Genomic DNA, 16707 nt, shown 5'->3' with positions numbered 1-16707 from the left:
GGCTTCCCCGGGGACCGGCGCATTATCGGGTAACCCGATAAAGGCACCACCGGGGTCAGCGGCAGATGACCTCGTCCTCGGGGATGTAGGTCGTGGTGAAGCTGCTGCGCTTCTCCTCCGAGCCGCCCTCCTTGAAGATCCGGGTGACGGTGACGTCGAAGCCGGGGCTCGCCGCCTGGGGCACGCAGCCCTCGGAGTCGTCGACGATCCGGTCCGGCTGGGTGACGTTGCGCCGGTCGCCCTTGACCGCCTCGATGTCCCACTTCTTCTGCCCGAAGAAGGTGACGGTCACCTCGCCGCCGCTGACCTCGGCCTCGATGAGGATCCCGGCGCCGGTGTCGTTGGTGAAGCGGTTGTCGACGTCCGGCCAGGAGATCGTCGCCTCGCGGCCCTCGGGGTAGCGGGAGATGTAGAAGGAGTGCGGGTGGAACTCCTCGATCTTCGCCCCGGAGAAGAAGACCGCGTTGAAGAGGGTCGTCGACAGCTGGCTGATGCCGCCGCCGTAGTCCATCCGCAGCCGGCCGTTGAGGATGACCGGGGCCTCGTTGTACCCCTTCGCCGCGGTCCGCTCGCCGAGCACGTCGTTGAGGCTGAAGCTCTCCCCCGGACCCACGTAGGTGCCGTCCAGGGTGCGCGCCGCGGTGTCGATGTTCTCGGTGCGCTCGGCGTCGTCGGTGAGGGTCGTGGAGAAGGTGGAGATGACCTCCTTGGGCACGGTGCGCCGCGCCTGGGTGGTGCTCAGCTCGGGCTTGGCCGCCTCCGAGGTGACCTCCGCGGTGCGCTTCGAGCCCTCCTTCGTCATCGCCTCCTTGACCGGCTCGGCGATGCTGTCGGTCTTCAGGGTGAGCCCGTTCTTGGCCGGGATCACCTCGAAGCGGCGGGTGCCGGTGCGCTCCACGCTGGCATCCGTGGCCGCCCGCAGGGTGTCCGAGGACCGTCCGGCGGCCAGCACGGCCTCCTCGATCGTCTTGTCGGAGATGGTCGCGGAGAGGGTGCCGTCGGCGTTCTTGATGCTCACCGCCTCGGCCAGGGCCTCGGTGCTGACCTCGTACTCGACGTCCTTGCTGCCGCTGCGGGTCGGGTCGGTGGTGGTGATGGTCACCGGACCGGAGACCAGCGGGGTGAGGTCCTCCTCGACGAAGCGCTCGATCTCGTCCTGCGCCAGCGTCGGCTCGACCGCGGACTCCGGGGCCCGGTACTCCACCGAGCGCGGCCAGCCGTCCTCGATCGAGGCGATCAGCGCGTCACGGTCGACCTCGAGACCCTCCTGGGACTTCTTCACCTCGACCTCGGCGCCCTCCAGGGTCACCTTGCCCTCGACGGCCTCGCTCTCCAGCGTGGCGGCCCCCTCGTCGACCGTCGCGCGCAGCGTCTCGTGGTCGATGGTGGTCTCGACCTGGTGGTCGGTGCCGCCGCTGACGTGCCGGACGAGGTCGACCGGGTTGGCGCTGAAGCCGGTGAGCCCGTCGATCGAGCCCTCGTAGTCGTAGGCGAGGCCGGCGTCGGCCGGGGCGACGCTGAACGACTCCTCGCTGCCGTTGATGGTCAGCTCGCGGGCCTCGTCGTCGGCGAGGTCGCGCTCGATCGCCTCGCGCGCCTCGTCCTCGGTCATGCCGCCGACGTTGACCCCGCCGACGGTCGTGCCAGAGGGCACCTTGTCGCCGAAGAAGAGGGCCGCCCCGAAGTAGAGGAAGGCGAGGACCAGCAGCACGAAGGCACCGGCGATCCAGCCGCGCCCGCGCGGCTCGCGCCGGGCAGGGGGCTCGGCGTACTCGTGGCTGGACATCTCGGTCACCTCGTCGATCCGTATCGGCTGCGGTAGTAGATCAGTGCATCATCCGGGCGCTCGTCGACGCGGGCCGACACGACAGCCCCGACGACGATGGTGTGGTCCCCGGCGGGGTGGGCCTGGGTGGTACGGCACTCCACCGTAGCCAGTGCCCCGTCGAGCAGCGCCACCCCGAGCTCTCCGCGGTGGTGCGGCACCCGCCCCAGCTGGCCCAGCAGCGGTCGGCCGCCGGTGCTCAGCCAGCCCGCGGCGGCGCGGGACGAGGCCGGCAGGATGGAGACGCCCCAGACCCCGGCCGCGGTGACCGAGTCGTGCCAGCTGGTGTCCTGCTCGACGCAGACGAGCACCAGCGGCGGGTCCAGGGAGACGGAGGTGAAGGTGTTCGCGGTCATCGCGTGGTCGTGCTCACCGGCGGTGGTGGTGACCACGGTGACCCCGGTGGCGAAGCGGCTCATCACCTGCCGCAGCTGGTCTCCGGTGACGCTCATCCCGAGCTCTCCGGCGATCCGGCGGTCGCGGTCCGCTGCACCAACGGCTGCCGCTCCTGACCGGGGTCGCCGAGCCTGTCGCCCGTCTCGGCGGGCCGGTCGCCGACCTCAGCGGGCTGGTCGCCGGCCAGCGGCCGCCCGGTCCCCGGGTCCAGCCGGGCGAAGCCCTCGCGCCCCGGCAGCCGCGCGGCGACGTCGTTGGACAGGGCGTAGGTCTCGCCGGCCACGGTGACCTGGGTGCGGTGGTGCTCCAGGGCGGCGGCCTGGGCGGCGACCGCGTCCGGGTCGACGACGGCGTGGGTGACCACGGCGTCATCCACCACCGACGGCGGGTAGGGCCCCTCCGGCTGCGTCCAGCCCGGCACCGGGTGCGCCGCCAGCCAGTCCCGGTCCTGGTCCGCCCAGGACCGCGGGGTGTAGATCCCGAAGAGCGCGGGCCGGGCGGCTGCCGGCATCGCGGCGAGCGCCGCGCAGGTGGCCTCGTGGGTGCGGATGTGGTCGGGGTGGGCGTAGCCGCCGTGCTGGTCGTAGGTGATGACCAGGTCCGGGTCGACCTGCGCGATCACCTCGCGGACCGCGGCCGCGGCCTCCTCCAGCGGGGCCCCCGCCCATGCCCGCGGGTGCGCGGCGCTCGGGCTGCCGGCCATCCCGGAGTCGCGCCAGCGCTCGGGGCTCCCGTCGCGCAGCACGTGGCTGCGCGCGCCGATGCTGGCCATCGCGCCGCGCAGCTCCTCGCGACGGTGCGCGTCCAGACGGTCCTCCCGGTCGGCCGCCAGGTGCGCCAGCTCGTCCGGGATGACCTCGCCCTCCTCGCCGAGGGTGCAGGTGAGCACGTGCACCTCGTCGCCGGCGGCGACGTGATGGGCGATCGTCACGCCGGTGGCCAGGGTCTCGTCGTCCGGGTGGGCGTGCACCAGCAGCAGCCGGGCCGGTCGGCCCGGCACCGGCACCGGCGCGGCGGACGCCAGCGTCACCGGCGCACCCCGACGCTGCCGAGGTCGGGCACCCCGCCGTAGGCCGCGTTGATCCCGAGACCGGTGACCTCGCTCCCGGCGACGTAGGTGACCTGGGTCTGGCGCAGCGGCACGTAGGCGCCGTCGCGCAGCAGCTCGGTGTCCACCTCGGTCCACGCCTCGGCGCGGGCGGAGTCCCCGCGGGTCTCCCCGGCCTCGTCCATCGCCTCGTTGAGCTCGGTGTCGGCGACCTGGCCGTAGTTGCGGCCGAGCGAGGTGGAGGTGAGGTTGACCCGGTTGTCGAAGAGCGGCGGCAGCACGGTGGCGGCCGACGGGTAGTCGTGGCCCCAGTTGGCCCAGACGACGTCCCGCTCGTCGGCGGTCCGCCGGGCCCCGACCTGCTCGTAGTAGTCGGTCTCGACCGGCTCCAGGGTCACCTCGAAACCCCCGGCCTCCCAGCCGTCGGCGAGCGCCTGCATCGCCTCGTCCATGCCCTCGGTGTCGCTGCGGTAGGCGACGGTCACCGCGACCGGCTCGTCCTCCTCGGCCTCGGTGAGCAGCTCCTGGGCCCGCTCCGGGTCGCCGCCCGGGCCGGCGTCCATCACCGCGTCGTGCGCGGACGGCAGGATCTCCGGCAGCAGCGACCAGGCCGCTCCGCCGGCGTCGCGTCCGCCGAGCGCCTCGACGTAGCCGCGGCGGTCGGTGGACAGGGCGAAAGCGCGGCGCACGTCCTGCTTCGCGAAGGCGTCGCTCTCCATGTTGGGCGCGAGGTACTCCACGAGCTGCCCGTCCCCGGTCACCGAGCGCGCGTCCTGGCCGAGCTGCTCGCGCTGGTCGGCCAGGGCCGGCGGCAGCGGGTCGAGCATGAGGCTGCGGGTGCCGTCGTCCTCGGCGAGTGCGGCCAGCGCGTCCTCGGGCTCGAGGCCCTCGCGGTGGACGATCTCGCGCGGCCCGGCCTCGCGGAGCGGGTCGTCGCCCTCGCTCCACTCCGGGTTGCGCACCCAGGTGCCGCCGTCCGAGGGGGTCCAGTCCTCCTCGAGCATGTAGGGGCCGGAGGAGAAGGCGAGGTGCGCGGAGTCGCCCTGCTCGTCCTGGGCCTCCTCGTAGGGCGCGAACTCCGGCACGCTGACGATCTCGTCGAAGGTGGCCACGGGCTCGCCGAGGTTGAAGGTCACCGTCTGGCCGTCGCACTCGACGGCATCGGCGATGAGCTTCCGGGCGTCGCTGCTGCGGCCCTCGCTGCCGTAGGGCCCGGGATAGGTGGAGGTGCCGTCCGCCCGCTTCGGGATGTCGAGGTAGGTGACGGCGTAGCCGCCGGAGCCGGTGTCCTCGGCGAAGGCGCGGGAGACGCCGTAGCGCACGTCGCCGCAGGTGATCGGCGACCCGTCCTGCCAGGTGAGGCCCTCGCGGAGGGTGAAGGACCACTCGGTGAGGTCCTCGTTGGGGGTGCCGGTGTCGGTGGCCAGGTCACCGGTGAGCTCGCGCTGGCCGGCGGCGTCCTCGGCCGGCGGGTAGGCGGTGAGGGTGCGCATCCACAGCCGGCTGGCGACCCCCGCGGTGCGCCGGTCGACGATCCGCTGCGGGTCCCAGGCGTCCACCGGCCCCTGGGCGAGCAGGGTCAGCTCCCCCTCCGGTCCTTCCGGGGTCGAGGTCTCCTCGGCCTGGTCGTCGCCGCCGGTGCATCCAGCGAGCACCACCCCGGCGGTGGCCGCGAGGGCCGCCAGCCGGGCACGTCGAGAGCGGGTCGGGGTGCCGGTCATGGGTCCTGCCTCAGGAGTTGCGGGCGCGCGCCGCGGCGCGGGCGCGCAGGGTGTGGTCGAGCTCGACCTTGCGGATGCGCACGGCGTCGGGGGTGACCTCGACGCACTCGTCCTCGCGGCAGAACTCCAGGGACTGCTCCAGGGAGAGCCGGCGCGGGGGGACGACCTTCTCGAAGTTGTCGGCGGAGGAGGCGCGCACGTTGGTGAGCTTCTTCTCCTTGGTGATGTTGACGTCCATGTCGTCGGCGCGGGAGTTCTCGCCGACGATCATCCCTTCGTAGACCTCGGTGCCGGGGTCGGTGAAGAGGGTGCCGCGCTCCTGCAGGTTGACCATGGCGTAGGAGGTCACCGGGCCGGAGCGGTCGGCCACCAGCGAGCCGGAGACCCGGGTGGTGATCGTGCCCGCCCACGGCTCGTAGCCGTCGAAGACGTGGTGGGCGATGCCGGTACCGCGGGTCTCGGTGAGGAACTCGGTGCGGAAGCCGATGAGGCCGCGGCTGGGCACGATGAACTCCATCCGGATCCAGCCGGTGCCGTGGTTGGTCATCTGCTCCATCCGGCCCTTGCGGGCGGCGAGGATCTGGGTGATCGCACCGAGGTGCTCCTCGGGGGTGTCGATGGTCAGCCGCTCGCTGGGCTCGTGGACCTTGCCGTCGACCTCCTTGGTGACCACCTGCGGCTTGCCGACGGTCAGCTCGAAGCCCTCGCGGCGCATCTGCTCGACGAGGATGGCCAGCGCCAGCTCGCCGCGGCCCTGGACCTCCCAGGCGTCCGGCCGCTCGGTGGGCAGCACCCGCAGCGAGACGTTGCCGACGAGCTCGCGGTCGAGGCGGTCCTTGACCAGGCGGGCGGTGACCTTGGTGCCGCGGGTCGGGCCGCGGCCGACCAGCGGGGAGGTGTTGGTGCCGATGGTCATCGAGATGGCCGGCTCGTCGACGGTGATCACCGGCAGCGGGTGCGGGTCCTCGGCGTCGGCGATGGTCTCGCCGATCATGATCTCGGGGATGCCGGCGATGGCGATGATGTCGCCGGGGCCGGCCGGGCGGCCCTCCAGGGGCTTGCGCTCCAGGCCGTCGGTCATGAGCAGCTCGGTGATCTTCACCCGCTGCTGGCTGCCGTCGGTGCGGCACCAGGTGACCTGCTGGCCCTTGCTGATCTCGCCGTTGTGCACCCGCAGCAGGGCGAGGCGGCCGAGGAAGTTGCTGGAGTCGAGGTTGGTGACGTGCGCCTGCAGCGGGGTGTCGCTGTCGTAGGTCGGCGCCGGGATCGTCTCGAGGATGGTGGCGAAGAGCGGCTCGAGGTCGTCCCCGTCAGGCAGACCGCCGTCGGCCGGTGCCTCCAGGCTGGCCACACCCGCCTTCGCCGAGGCGTAGACGACCGGGAAGTCCAGGGCGCTCTCCTGGTCGGCGGCGTCGTCGACGAGGTCCATGAAGAGCTCGTAGACCTCGTCGACGACCTCGGCGATGCGGCTGTCCGGGCGGTCCACCTTGTTGATGCACAGGATGACCGGCATCCGCGCGGCCAGCGCCTTGCGCAGCACGAAGCGGGTCTGCGGCAGCGGGCCCTCGGAGGCGTCGACGAGCAGCACGACCCCGTCGACCATGGACAGCCCGCGCTCGACCTCGCCGCCGAAGTCGGCGTGGCCGGGGGTGTCGATGATGTTGATGGTGACCCCGTCGGGGGCCTGGTGCTCGGCGGCGGAGGGGCCGGCGTAGCGGATCGCGGTGTTCTTGGCGAGGATCGTGATCCCCTTCTCCCGCTCCAGGTCGCCGGAGTCCATGGCCCGCTCGTCGACGTGGTCGTGCTCGCCGAAGGTCCCCGCCTGCCACAGCATCTTGTCCACGAGGGTGGTCTTGCCGTGGTCGACATGGGCGACGATGGCGACGTTGCGCACGTCGTGGCGGGTCTGGGTGGGCATGGGGCGCATTGTCTCAGCGGGCCGCTCCCGGCCCAAATGCGCTGTCCCCGCGCACCCTAAACCCCTGGCTACCACGCAGTAAGTGTCGTGATCACAGCACTTACTGCGTGGTAGCCGGGTCGTGAGAGCGCGCACCCCGTGGGGGATGGAGGTGAAGGGGGGTGTCCCTATGGGTTTCGTCAAGCGGCGGTGGCGGGGCGGGGCTGGTAGGGGGTGCCGTCGCGGAGCATGGCGTAGATGACGTCGCAGCGTCGTCTGGCCAGGCAGATCAGCGCGGCGTTGTGCTTCTTGCCTTGGGCTCTTTTGCGGTCGTAGTAGGCGCGTGAGGTCGGGTCGGACAGTGCGGCGAACGCGGCGAGGAACATGGCGCGTTTGAGGTTCTTGTTGCCGGCTCGGGAGGGGTGCTCGCCGCGGATGGAGGAGCCTGATCTGCGGGTGACTGGAGCCAGTCCGGCGTAGGCGGCCAGGTGGCCCGGCGTGGGGAAGCTCGACCCGTCGCCGACCTCGAGGAGGATCCGCGCTCCGGTCCTGACCCCGATGCCGGGCATCGAGGTCAGGACCGCGGCAAGAGGGTGCGCATCGAGCATCCCCTCGACCTGCGTGGCGGCCTGCTCGCGTTGAGCCAGCAGCGAGGTCAGCTGGTCGGCCAGTTGGGGCAGGACCAGCTCGGTGGCCCGGGTGCCGGGCACGGTCACGCTCTGCTCGTCCAGCGCGGACATGATCGCTTCGACGATCGCGTGGTGGCTGCGTGGAGCCCGCGCCCGGACCGCTGCAGCGATCCGGCGTTTGCCTGCTTGACGTAGGCCGGTCGGTCCACCGAAGCGGCGGAGCAGTTCCAGGATCGCCTTGTGGTGCAACTTGCCGCCGATAGCCCGTTCGAGGGCGGGGTGGATCTGGGTGAGCAGCCCGTGGATGCGGTTGGTCACCCGGGTGACCTCGGCGGCCAGGTCGTCGTCGAATCCGACGATGACTTCCAGGTCGGCTAGGGCTTCGTCGCCGGTGTCGACCCGCCGCAGGGCGTGCGGCATCGACCGTGCCGCCTCGGCGATCACGTACGCGTCGCGGGCATCGGTCTTGGCGTTGCCCGGGTGCAGGTCAGCGATCCTGCGCATGGCCAGCCCGGGAAGGTAGGCCACGTCCACGCCCACATCGCGCGCGACCGTGACCGGCAGTGCGCCGATCGAGGCGGGCTGGTCGACCACGACGAGCACGGGCCCGTGCTCGCTCAGCTGCTCGAACAGGCCCCCCAGGGCGTGCTCGTCCTGCGGCAACGGCTTGTCGTGCACCCGTCGCCCGTCAGGGTCGAGAGCGGTGGCGTGGTGCTCGCCCTTGCCCACGTCCAACCCGAGGAACACCGCGTACCCATGATCTGCTGATGGCTCTTCCATGACGGGCCTCCTTGCCCCACGCGGACAGTGATCATGCTGGCCGCGGTCAGGCGTCAGCAGCCGGCAGCCACGTTACGAAGAGACCACCCGTTCGGGGGTCGTGTCCCTATCAGCGGTCAGACCGACGCCACCAGGCCCGGTGACAACACCCCCCGGATCATCGACGAGACAGGGGCGGTCAGTCATGCCGGACCCAGCGACCAACACCCCCATCATCGAGGGCACGAAGAAGGTAACGGGGGAGGGTGAGAGGGCGGCGCCCCAGGGTCAGGGGGTGCTCTCCCCCGAGGTGTCGGCGAGCATCCCGGCGCCAGCGACGTGGGTGACGTCCTCGGTCTGGACGATCTCGCGCGGCTCGGCGAAGTGGCAGCGCGAAGGGTGCCGGCCGACGCCGTCGGCCCGCTCGGCCAGGTCCGGGGCGTCGGTGCGGCAGACGTCCTCGGCCTTCCAGCAGCGGGTGTGGAAGTGGCAGCCGGCCGGCGGGTTCGCCGGGCTGGGCACGTCGCCGGTGAGCACGATCTGGTCGCGCTTGCCGCGCAGCGTCGGGTCCGGCACCGGCACCGCCGACAGCAGCGCCTGGGTGTAGGGGTGGGTGGGCCGGCTGTAGACCTCGTCCTCGTCGCCGAGCTCGACGATCCGCCCGAGGTACATCACCGCGACCCGGTCGGAGATGTGCCGCACCACCGAGAGGTCGTGGGCGATGAAGACGTAGGACAGGCCCAGCTCGTCCTGCAGCTCCTCCATGAGGTTGATCACCTGCGCCTGGACGGAGACGTCCAGGGCCGAGACCGGCTCGTCGCAGATGAGCACCTTGGGGTTGAGCGCGATGCCGCGGGCGATGCCGATGCGCTGCCGCTGACCGCCGGAGAACTGGTGCGGGTAGCGGTTGATGTGCTCCGGGTTGAGCCCGACGAGCTCGAGCAGCTCCTTGACCCGGGCGGTGCGGTCCTTCTTGCCGAGCACGTCCGGGTGGATCTCGAAGGGCTCGGAGATGATCTCGCCGACCGTCCGGCGCGGGTTCAGCGAGGTGTAGGGGTCCTGGAAGACGATCTGGATGTCCCGGCGCAGCCGGCGCATGTCCGCCCCCGCCTGCTCGTACATGTCCACCCCGTCGAAGGTGACGCTGCCCGCGGTGGGGTCCTCCAGCCGCATGAGCAGCCGGCCGAGGGTGGACTTGCCGCAGCCGGACTCACCGACGACGCCGAGCGTCTCGCCCTTGTAGAGGTCGAAGCTGACCCCGTCGACCGCCTTGACCTCGCCGACGGTGCGGCGCAGCACGCCGCCCTTGATCGGGTAGTGCTTCTTCAGGTCGCGGGCGCTGAGGATGACGTCGCGCTCAGGCATTGAGGACCTCCTCGGAGAAGTGGCAGGCCGACTCGCGGCGGGGGCCGATCTGCTCCAGCGGCGGGATCTCGCTGCGGCAGACGTCCCGGGCGAAGGCGCAGCGCGGGTGGAAGGCGCAACCGTCGGGCATGGCCAGCAGGCTCGGCGGCAGCCCGCCGATGGCCGAGAGGGTCTGCCCCTTCTGGTCCAGCCGCGGGATCGACTCCAGCAGCCCACGGGTGTAGGGGTGCGCCGGCCGGGCGTAGATGTCCCCGACGTCTGCCCGTTCGACGATCCGCCCGGCGTACATGACGGCGATCCGGTCGGCGACGTCGGCGACCACACCGAGGTCGTGGGTGATGAGGATCAGGCCCATGTGGAACTCCTCCTGGAGCTCCTTGAGCAGGTTCATGATCTGCGCCTGGACCGTGACGTCGAGCGCCGTGGTCGGCTCGTCGGCGATGAGCACCTTGGGGTCGAGGGCGATCGCCATGGCGATCATGATCCGCTGGCGCATCCCGCCGGAGAACTGGTGCGGGTAGGCCTTGACCCGCTCCTTGGCGGCCGGGATGTTCACCCGCTCCATGAGCCGGACCGCCTGCTCGTAGGCGTCCGAGCGGTTCATCCCGCGGTGCTTGCGGAACATCTCGCCGATCTGCCAGCCGACCGGGAAGACCGGGTTCAGCGAGCTCAGCGCGTCCTGGAAGATCATCGAGACGTCCGGGCCGCGCATGGCCCGCCGCTCCTTCTCCGGCATCGTCAGCAGGTCGCGGCCCTGGAAGAGGATCCGGCCGCCGCCGATGTGGCCGGGGGGCATGTCGAGGATGCCCATGATCGCCTGGGCGGTCACCGACTTCCCCGAGCCGGACTCGCCGAGGATCGCCAGGGTCTCGCCCTCGTCGAGGGAGAAGCTCACCCCGTTGATCGCCTTGGCGACGCCGTCCCGGGTGCGGAACTCGACGTGCAGGTCGTCGACCTCGAGCAGGTGGTCGGCGGGGGTGCCCGCGGTCCGGGCGTGCTCGCTCGTCGTGGAGGTGCTCATGATCGTGTCACCGGCCTCTCATCGGCTCTTCGTGTCGAAGGCGTCCCGCACCGCGTCGCCCAGCAGGATGAAGCTGAAGACGCAGACGCTGAGGAAGGCCGCCGGGAAGAAGAGGATGTGCGGGTAGCTGCGGACCGTGGTCAGCGAGTCGCTGATCGCCACGCCCCAGGAGATCGCCGGCGGGGTCAGCCCGATGCCGAGGAAGGACAACGAGGCCTCGGCGACGATGTAGACACCGAGGTTGATCGTCGCCACGACCATCACCGGCGCGATGGCGTTGGGCAGCACGTGCCGCCGGATGATCCGGAACGGCGAGGCACCCAGGGCGCGCGCCGACTGGATGTAGTCGTTGGGCATCACCTGCATGACCGAGCCGCGCATCAGCCGGGTGACGCTGGGCCAGCCGAGCAGCGCCAGGGCGATGACGACCTTGCCGACGACCACCAGGTAGGGGGTGGACTGGTCGTTGGGGAAGGCGGTCATGAAGACGATGCCGCCGAGGATCAGCGGGATGGCGAAGAAGACGTCGGTGATCCGGCTGACCAGGGTGTCCACCCAGCCGCCGAAGTAGGCGGCGGCGATGCCGGTGACCACGCCGACGGCCGTGGTGAGGATGGTCGTGAGGATGCCGACGAGGATCGAGGCCCGGGCGCCGTGGATGGTGCGGGCGTAGATGTCGTAGCCCTGGGTGTCCCGGCCGAACCAGGCGTCGGCGTTCGGGGTCTCGCGGACCTGGCCGGTGGCCCGGGGGTCGGTGCCGGTGAAGAGGCCGGGGAAGGCGGCCATGACGACGAAGAGCACGATGAGCACGGCGGCCAGCCAGAACATCCAGTTGTGCCGCAGCTCGCGCCAGGCGTCCGCGCCGAGCGAGCGGGCCTTGTCCTGACCGTCGCCGCCCGCCCTGGCGGGCGTGATGTCGAGGTCGTCCTCGATCGGCTGACCGGCCTCCGGGTCCCGGGGGTGCTGGGGCTTGGTGTCAGTCATGGGTGATCCTGGGGTCGAGGGCGCCGTAGAGCAGGTCGACGATGAGGTTGACGATCAGGTACACGATGACCAGCACGGTGACCGCGCCGACGACGGCGTAGGCGTCCCGCTGGCCGATCCCGGCGAAGACGTATCCGCCGACCCCCCGGATGTTGAAGATGCGCTCGGTGATGATGGCGCCGCCGAGCAGCGCGCCGAAGTCGTAGCCGATGAAGGTGATCACCGGGATCATCGAGTTGCGCAGCGCGTGCACGCCGATGGTCCGGCCGGGGGTCAACCCCTTCGCCTTGGCGGTGCGCACGTAGTCGGCGCGCAGGTTCTCGGCCAGGTTGGTCCGGGTGAGCCGGGCGACGTAGGCCATCGACAGCGACGCGAGCACGATCGCCGGCAGCAGCAGGTCGTACATCGTCGGGTCGGCGGGGACGGTCACCGGGAAGAGGGCCAGCTTCACCCCGAGGAAATACTGCGCCAGCGCGCCGGTGACGAAGACCGGCACCGAGATGAGCACCAGGGTGCTCACCAGGACGAGGTTGTCGAGGAAGCCGCCCTTGCGCACCGCGGCCAGGGCGCCGGCAGCGATGCCGATGACGGCCTCGATGACCAGCGCCATCGCGCCGAGCTTCGCGGTGACCGGGTACCGCTGGGTGAGCTCCTCGCTGACCGGGCGGTCGTAGCGGCTCTCCCCCAGGTCGCCCTGGACGAAGCCGCCGAGGTACTTGGCGTAGGCCACCGGCAGCGGGTCGTTGGAGTTGTACTTCTCGTCGAACTCCGCCTGCACGCCGGGCGGGCACGGCTTGTCGCCGCACGCACCGGCCGACGGGTCACCGAGCGCGAAGACCATCGCGTAGATGATGAACGTCGCCCCGATGATCACCGGGATCATCTGCAGCAGACGCCGCAGCACGTACTGGCCCACGTCGCCCTCCTTCCTCGCGAGAACCTGACAAGGGCCCGGCCACCGCGTGCTGCGGCGGCCGGGCCGATGTCGCGGCCGATCAGTTGTTGGCGGTCGCGTTCAGCAGGTCCGGGCGACCGGAGGCCTGGCTGACCTTGACGTTGCTGACGTTCTCGGACCAGCCGATGGTGGCGGTGTAGTACCACATCGGGATGGCCGGGAAGTCCTCGCCGGCGAGCATCGCCTCGGCCTCCTGGTAGAGGGCCAGCGACTCGTCGCCCTCGGCCTGAGCGGCCTCCTCGAGGGTGGACTCGAACTCCTTGTTGGAGTAGTTGCCGTCGTTGCTGGAGCCGTCGGTGGCGTAGAGCGGGGTGAGGAAGTTCTCGATGTGCGGGTAGTCCGCGATCCAGCCGGAGCGGAACATCCCCTTCATCTCCTCGTCACCGATCTGCTCACGGAACTGGGCGAAGGTGGTCACCGGCTGGGCGACGCAGTCCACGTCCAGGGCCTCGCGGATAGAGTTGCAGGTGGCGGTGACCCACGGCTTGTGGTCGGAATCGGCGTTGTAGCTGATCGTCATCCGGCCCTCGAAGCCACCGGCCTCGTCGAGGAGCTTCTTGGCCTCCTCCGGGTTGAACTCGCAGTACTCGCCGCAGGCGCCCTCCTTGAAGCCCTCCACGCCGGGGGCGACCCAACCGGTGGCGGGCTCGCGGGCACCGTCGAAGTGGTCGGTGATGATCTTCTCGCGGTCGATCGCCATCGAGACCGCCTGGCGCAGCTTGGTGTCGTCGTACTTCGGGTCGACGTCGGCCGGGGCGAAGGTGACGGTCTGGATGGCCGGGTACTCCTCCTGGGCCCAGCGGTCACCGAGGTCGGTGCGGTACTGCTGGTCGACCAGGGCGCTGGCCGGCAGGTTGTCCAGGGTGTCCAGGTTGCCGGCGAGCAGGTCGTTGTAGGCGGCCTCCTCGTCGTCGTAGATCCGGAAGGTGATCTTGTCGAGGTTGCCCTTGGCCGCGCCGCCGCCGTAGTCGGCGAACTTCTCCAGCACCGCCTGCTGGCCCGAGGACCACTCGGTCAGCTGGTACGGGCCGGCGCCGACCGGGTTCTTGGCGAACTCCTCCGGGTCCTCGAAGAAGGAGTCCGGCTGCGGGGCGAAGGCGGTGTAGCCCAGGCGGATCGGCAGGTTGGAGACCGGCTCGGAGGTCTTGATGGTGAAGGTGTAGTCGTCGACGACCTCGAGGCCGGACATCTCGCTCTTGGCGGGCTTGGCGCCCTCCTCCTCGGCGGTGACGTCCTCGTAGCCCTCGATCGGCTCGAAGAAGTACGCGAGGTACTGGGCGTTCTCGGAGTTCGCGGTGTAGTTCCAGGCGTCGACGAAGTTCTTGGCCTTGACCTCGGTGTCGTCGTGGAACTTCACGCCCTCCTTGATCTTCACCGTGAAGTTCTGGTTGTCCTCGGTCTCGACGGACTCGGCCAGGTCGGCGATCGGCTCGGAGGTCTCCGGGTCGTAGCGGAAGAGGGTCGAGGTGAAGAGCTCGACGATGTCGTGCCCGCAGCTCTCACCGGTGTTGCCGCCGATCAGCGGGTTCTCCGGCTCGCAGCCCTTGGCGATGATCTCGCCGCCGGTACCACCACCGCTGTCGCCGCTGTCGTCGCTCCCACCGCACGCGGTCGCGAAGAGCGCGACCGCTGAGATGCTGGCGACGGTCATCGCGCGAGACTTGACCCGCATGGATGTCCTCCTCCGTCGAGCCGCCTGTCGGCGGCAAGGTCTTGATGATCCGGGACCGGCGTCGCCGCCGGTTCCCTCAGGGATAGATCGCGACTGCGTTCGCAGGCGCACCTGACATGAAATGACATGAAGCGGCCAAGCGCCATCCGGGCATGTGTGGTGAGACACAAATGTGACTATTGGGCGACCAGGGCAGCCTAAGCGCAGGACGTCTGGGGTGATCAAGGCAGCAGCGAAGATCTTGCGGTGAGAATGCCCTTCAACCGGCAGTCTCGACAGGCGAGAAACCAGGTGACGGCAATCGCTCCCGCGCGCTAGCGCGTGTCGCCGTCGATGAGGTCCTCCAGCAGCAGCGGCTGCCGGTCCGGGCCGGCCAGCGGCAGCCGCCAGTTGGGGTACTCGGTCGAGGTGCCCGGCTGGTTGACCGCGCGCACATCGCCGACGAGGTCGGTGAGGGCGAGCCCGCGCAGCCGCGACGGGGTGAGCTCCAGCCAGCGGTGCAGCGCGTCGACCACCTCGGCCACCGGCGCGTCCTCCCGGGGCAGCAGGTCGCGCGCGGCCAGGGCGCGCCGGACCTGGTCGATGCTCTCCTGCTCGGCGGCCCGCTCCTGCTCCTCCGGGCGGGTGAGCAGCCCCAGCCGCTGACGGACGTCGACGTGCTCGAGCTGCAGGTACCCCGTCGAGGGCGGCAGGTCGTGCGTGGTCACGGTGGCCAGGCACAGCTCGCGGTAGCGCTCCGGCGGCAGCGGCTCGCCCTGCTCGTCGCGCTCGAACCAGACGACGCTGGTGCCGAGCACCCCGCGCTCGGTGAGGTACTCGCGCACCCACGGCTCGACCACGCCGAGGTCCTCGCCGATGACCACCGCACCGGCCCGCTCGGCCTCCAGGGCGAGGATCCCGATCATCGCCTCGTGGTCGTAGCGGACGTAGGCGCCGTCGACCGGCAGGCCGCCCTCCGGCACCCACCACAGCCGGAAGAGGCCGATGATGTGGTCCACCCGCAGCCCCCCGGCCGCGCGCAGCACCGCCCGGATCATGTCCCGGAAGGGGGCGTAGCCCGCCTCGGCGAGACGGTCCGGCCGCCACGGCGGCTGGCTCCAGTCCTGACCGAGCTGGTTGAACTGGTCCGGCGGCGCACCGACGGTCACCCCGTGGGCGAAGACGTCGCCGAGGGCCCACCGCTCGGCGCCCTCGGCGTGGATGCCGACCGCGAGGTCACCGACGATGCCCAGCGGCATGCCGGCCTCCTGCAGCCGCTGCTGGGCGTGCGCGAGCTGGGTCTGCACGACCCACTGCAGCCACACCTGGTACGAGATCTCCTCGCGGTGCCGCTCCCGGTGAGCGAGCACCTCCGGGGAGCGCGGGTCGTGCAGCTCGGTCGGCCACTGCCGCCACCGGGTGCCGTGCGCCATCGCGATGCTGCACCAGGTGGCGAGGTCGACGAGCGCCTCCCCCTCCACGGCGTGCAGCCGGGCGACGTCCTCGGCCTGGCCCTCGCCGAGCTCGCGGAAGGCGGCGCGCAGCGCCTCGTCCTTGAGCGTCCAGATCGCGTCCCGGTCGATGAGCTCGTCGCCGGTCAGGGCCTGACCGCGCTCGGCCAGGGCGTCGATCTCGGCGCGGGTGGCGTCGCTGAGCCGGTCCGCGCCGGGCAGGGAGCCGAGGTCGATGTAGATCGGGTTGACGAAGCGGCGGGAGGTCGGCAGGTAGGGCGAAGGCTCGATCGGCGGGCACGGCTCGGCGGCGTGCAACGGGTTGACGACGACGAAGCCTGCGTCGTGCGCGCCGGCCGCCCACTCCCCCAGCCGGGCCAGGTCGCCGAGGTCGCCGATGCCCCAGCTGCGCCGGCTGCGCACCTGGTAGAGCTGGGTGAGCAGCCCGGTCAGCGGCGCGCCCGCGGGCAGCCGCAGCCGGTCCGGGACGACCGCCAGCGTGGCGGTGGCGCTGATCGGGTCGAGCGGAGCGGCGTCGGTGTCGGCGACGAGCCGGTGCCAGCCCAGCGGCAGGTCGGCCGGCAGGACGAAGGCGGCCTCGCCGATGGACGTGCCGTCGATGGTCCGGGGGTCGACGTCGTGCCGGGCCTGCTCCAGCGGGCGGCTGCCGCCATCCTCGAGGTCGACCCGCACCGCGACCGCGCTGCCGTGCGGGACGTGCACGAGCACCTGGTCGGTGCGGCCGGCGCGGTGGATCACCGTCGGCGGGAGGGTGCGTCGCCACGGGCGGTCGCGGACCTCGTCCAGGCTGGCCCGGGCGGCCTCGTCGTCGGTGGCGTCCTCGCCGAGGGCGGCGAGCACCGTGCGCACCGAGGCGGCGGGCACCTCGCGCTGCTGGCCGTGCCAGTCCCACCACGTGGTGCTCACCCCCTTCGCCTCGGCGAGCTGGGCGAGGACAGGGGACAGCGCGTCGGTCACGGGGGCCACTCTCGCTCACCGGGGGCG

General features: G+C 71.2%; 12 protein-coding genes. All 12 read right to left on the bottom strand.

What is annotated here, in order from left to right; all coding sequences use genetic code 11:
* Nucleotides 1–55 precede the first annotated feature (55 nt).
* The 12 genes from BJY28_RS08805 to malQ all read right to left on the bottom strand — a co-directional run bounded on the left by BJY28_RS08805 (nucleotide 56) and on the right by malQ (nucleotide 16680).
* Entirely contained in the window at nucleotides 56–1786 is a 1731-nt protein-coding gene (locus BJY28_RS08805) for a VanW family protein (protein WP_246313708.1), read from the bottom strand.
* Between the two features lie 5 nt (nucleotides 1787–1791).
* Nucleotides 1792–2277 carry a flavin reductase family protein gene (locus tag BJY28_RS08800; protein WP_246313377.1) on the bottom strand — a complete coding sequence of 162 codons (486 nt, stop codon included), beginning with the start codon at nucleotides 2275–2277 and terminating at the stop codon, nucleotides 1792–1794.
* Nucleotides 2274–3251 (bottom strand): N-acetyl-1-D-myo-inositol-2-amino-2-deoxy-alpha-D-glucopyranoside deacetylase, encoded by a 978-nt coding sequence (gene mshB, locus BJY28_RS08795; protein WP_343037027.1) that lies wholly within the window; start codon nucleotides 3249–3251, stop codon nucleotides 2274–2276. The genes BJY28_RS08800 and mshB overlap by 4 nt, the downstream gene beginning before the upstream one ends.
* The gene (locus BJY28_RS08790; protein WP_179462680.1) at nucleotides 3248–4990 is read right to left on the bottom strand and encodes an ABC transporter substrate-binding protein; all 1743 of its coding nucleotides are present in this window, start codon (nucleotides 4988–4990) and stop codon (nucleotides 3248–3250) included. The genes mshB and BJY28_RS08790 overlap by 4 nt, the downstream gene beginning before the upstream one ends.
* Before the next feature lie 10 nt (nucleotides 4991–5000).
* The gene (typA, locus tag BJY28_RS08785; RefSeq protein ID WP_179462679.1) at nucleotides 5001–6908 is read right to left on the bottom strand and encodes a translational GTPase TypA; all 1908 of its coding nucleotides are present in this window, start codon (nucleotides 6906–6908) and stop codon (nucleotides 5001–5003) included.
* Nucleotides 6909–7087: 179 nt separating this feature from the next.
* A complete protein-coding gene (locus BJY28_RS08780) occupies nucleotides 7088–8296 on the bottom strand; it encodes an IS110 family RNA-guided transposase (RefSeq protein WP_179461960.1) in 1209 nt (402 codons plus the stop codon).
* Between the two features lie 267 nt (nucleotides 8297–8563).
* A complete protein-coding gene (locus BJY28_RS08775; protein ID WP_179462678.1) occupies nucleotides 8564–9640 on the bottom strand; it encodes an ABC transporter ATP-binding protein in 1077 nt (358 codons plus the stop codon).
* Nucleotides 9633–10661 (bottom strand): ABC transporter ATP-binding protein, encoded by a 1029-nt coding sequence (locus BJY28_RS08770; RefSeq protein ID WP_179462677.1) that lies wholly within the window; start codon nucleotides 10659–10661, stop codon nucleotides 9633–9635. Before BJY28_RS08770 ends, BJY28_RS08775 begins: the two co-directional genes overlap by 8 nt.
* An 18-nt stretch (nucleotides 10662–10679) precedes the next feature.
* Nucleotides 10680–11645 (bottom strand): ABC transporter permease, encoded by a 966-nt coding sequence (locus BJY28_RS08765; RefSeq protein ID WP_179462676.1) that lies wholly within the window; start codon nucleotides 11643–11645, stop codon nucleotides 10680–10682.
* Nucleotides 11638–12561 carry an ABC transporter permease subunit gene (locus BJY28_RS08760; protein WP_179462675.1) on the bottom strand — a complete coding sequence of 308 codons (924 nt, stop codon included), beginning with the start codon at nucleotides 12559–12561 and terminating at the stop codon, nucleotides 11638–11640. The genes BJY28_RS08765 and BJY28_RS08760 overlap by 8 nt, the downstream gene beginning before the upstream one ends.
* A gap of 79 nt (nucleotides 12562–12640) precedes the next feature.
* Nucleotides 12641–14272, bottom strand: a complete 1632-nt coding sequence (locus BJY28_RS08755) for a peptide ABC transporter substrate-binding protein (protein WP_179462674.1) — start codon at nucleotides 14270–14272, stop codon at nucleotides 12641–12643.
* 314 nt (nucleotides 14273–14586) lie between these two features.
* Entirely contained in the window at nucleotides 14587–16680 is a 2094-nt protein-coding gene (gene malQ, locus BJY28_RS08750) for a 4-alpha-glucanotransferase (RefSeq protein ID WP_343037026.1), read from the bottom strand.
* Between the last annotated feature and the right edge of the window lie 27 nt (nucleotides 16681–16707).

The sequence above is a fragment of the Janibacter alkaliphilus genome (assembly GCF_013408565.1).
Classification (GTDB): Bacteria; Actinomycetota; Actinomycetes; order Actinomycetales; family Dermatophilaceae; genus Janibacter; species Janibacter alkaliphilus.
The sequence above is the reverse complement of the archived record's forward strand: the minus strand, read 5'-3'. Positions and strand labels throughout refer to the sequence as shown.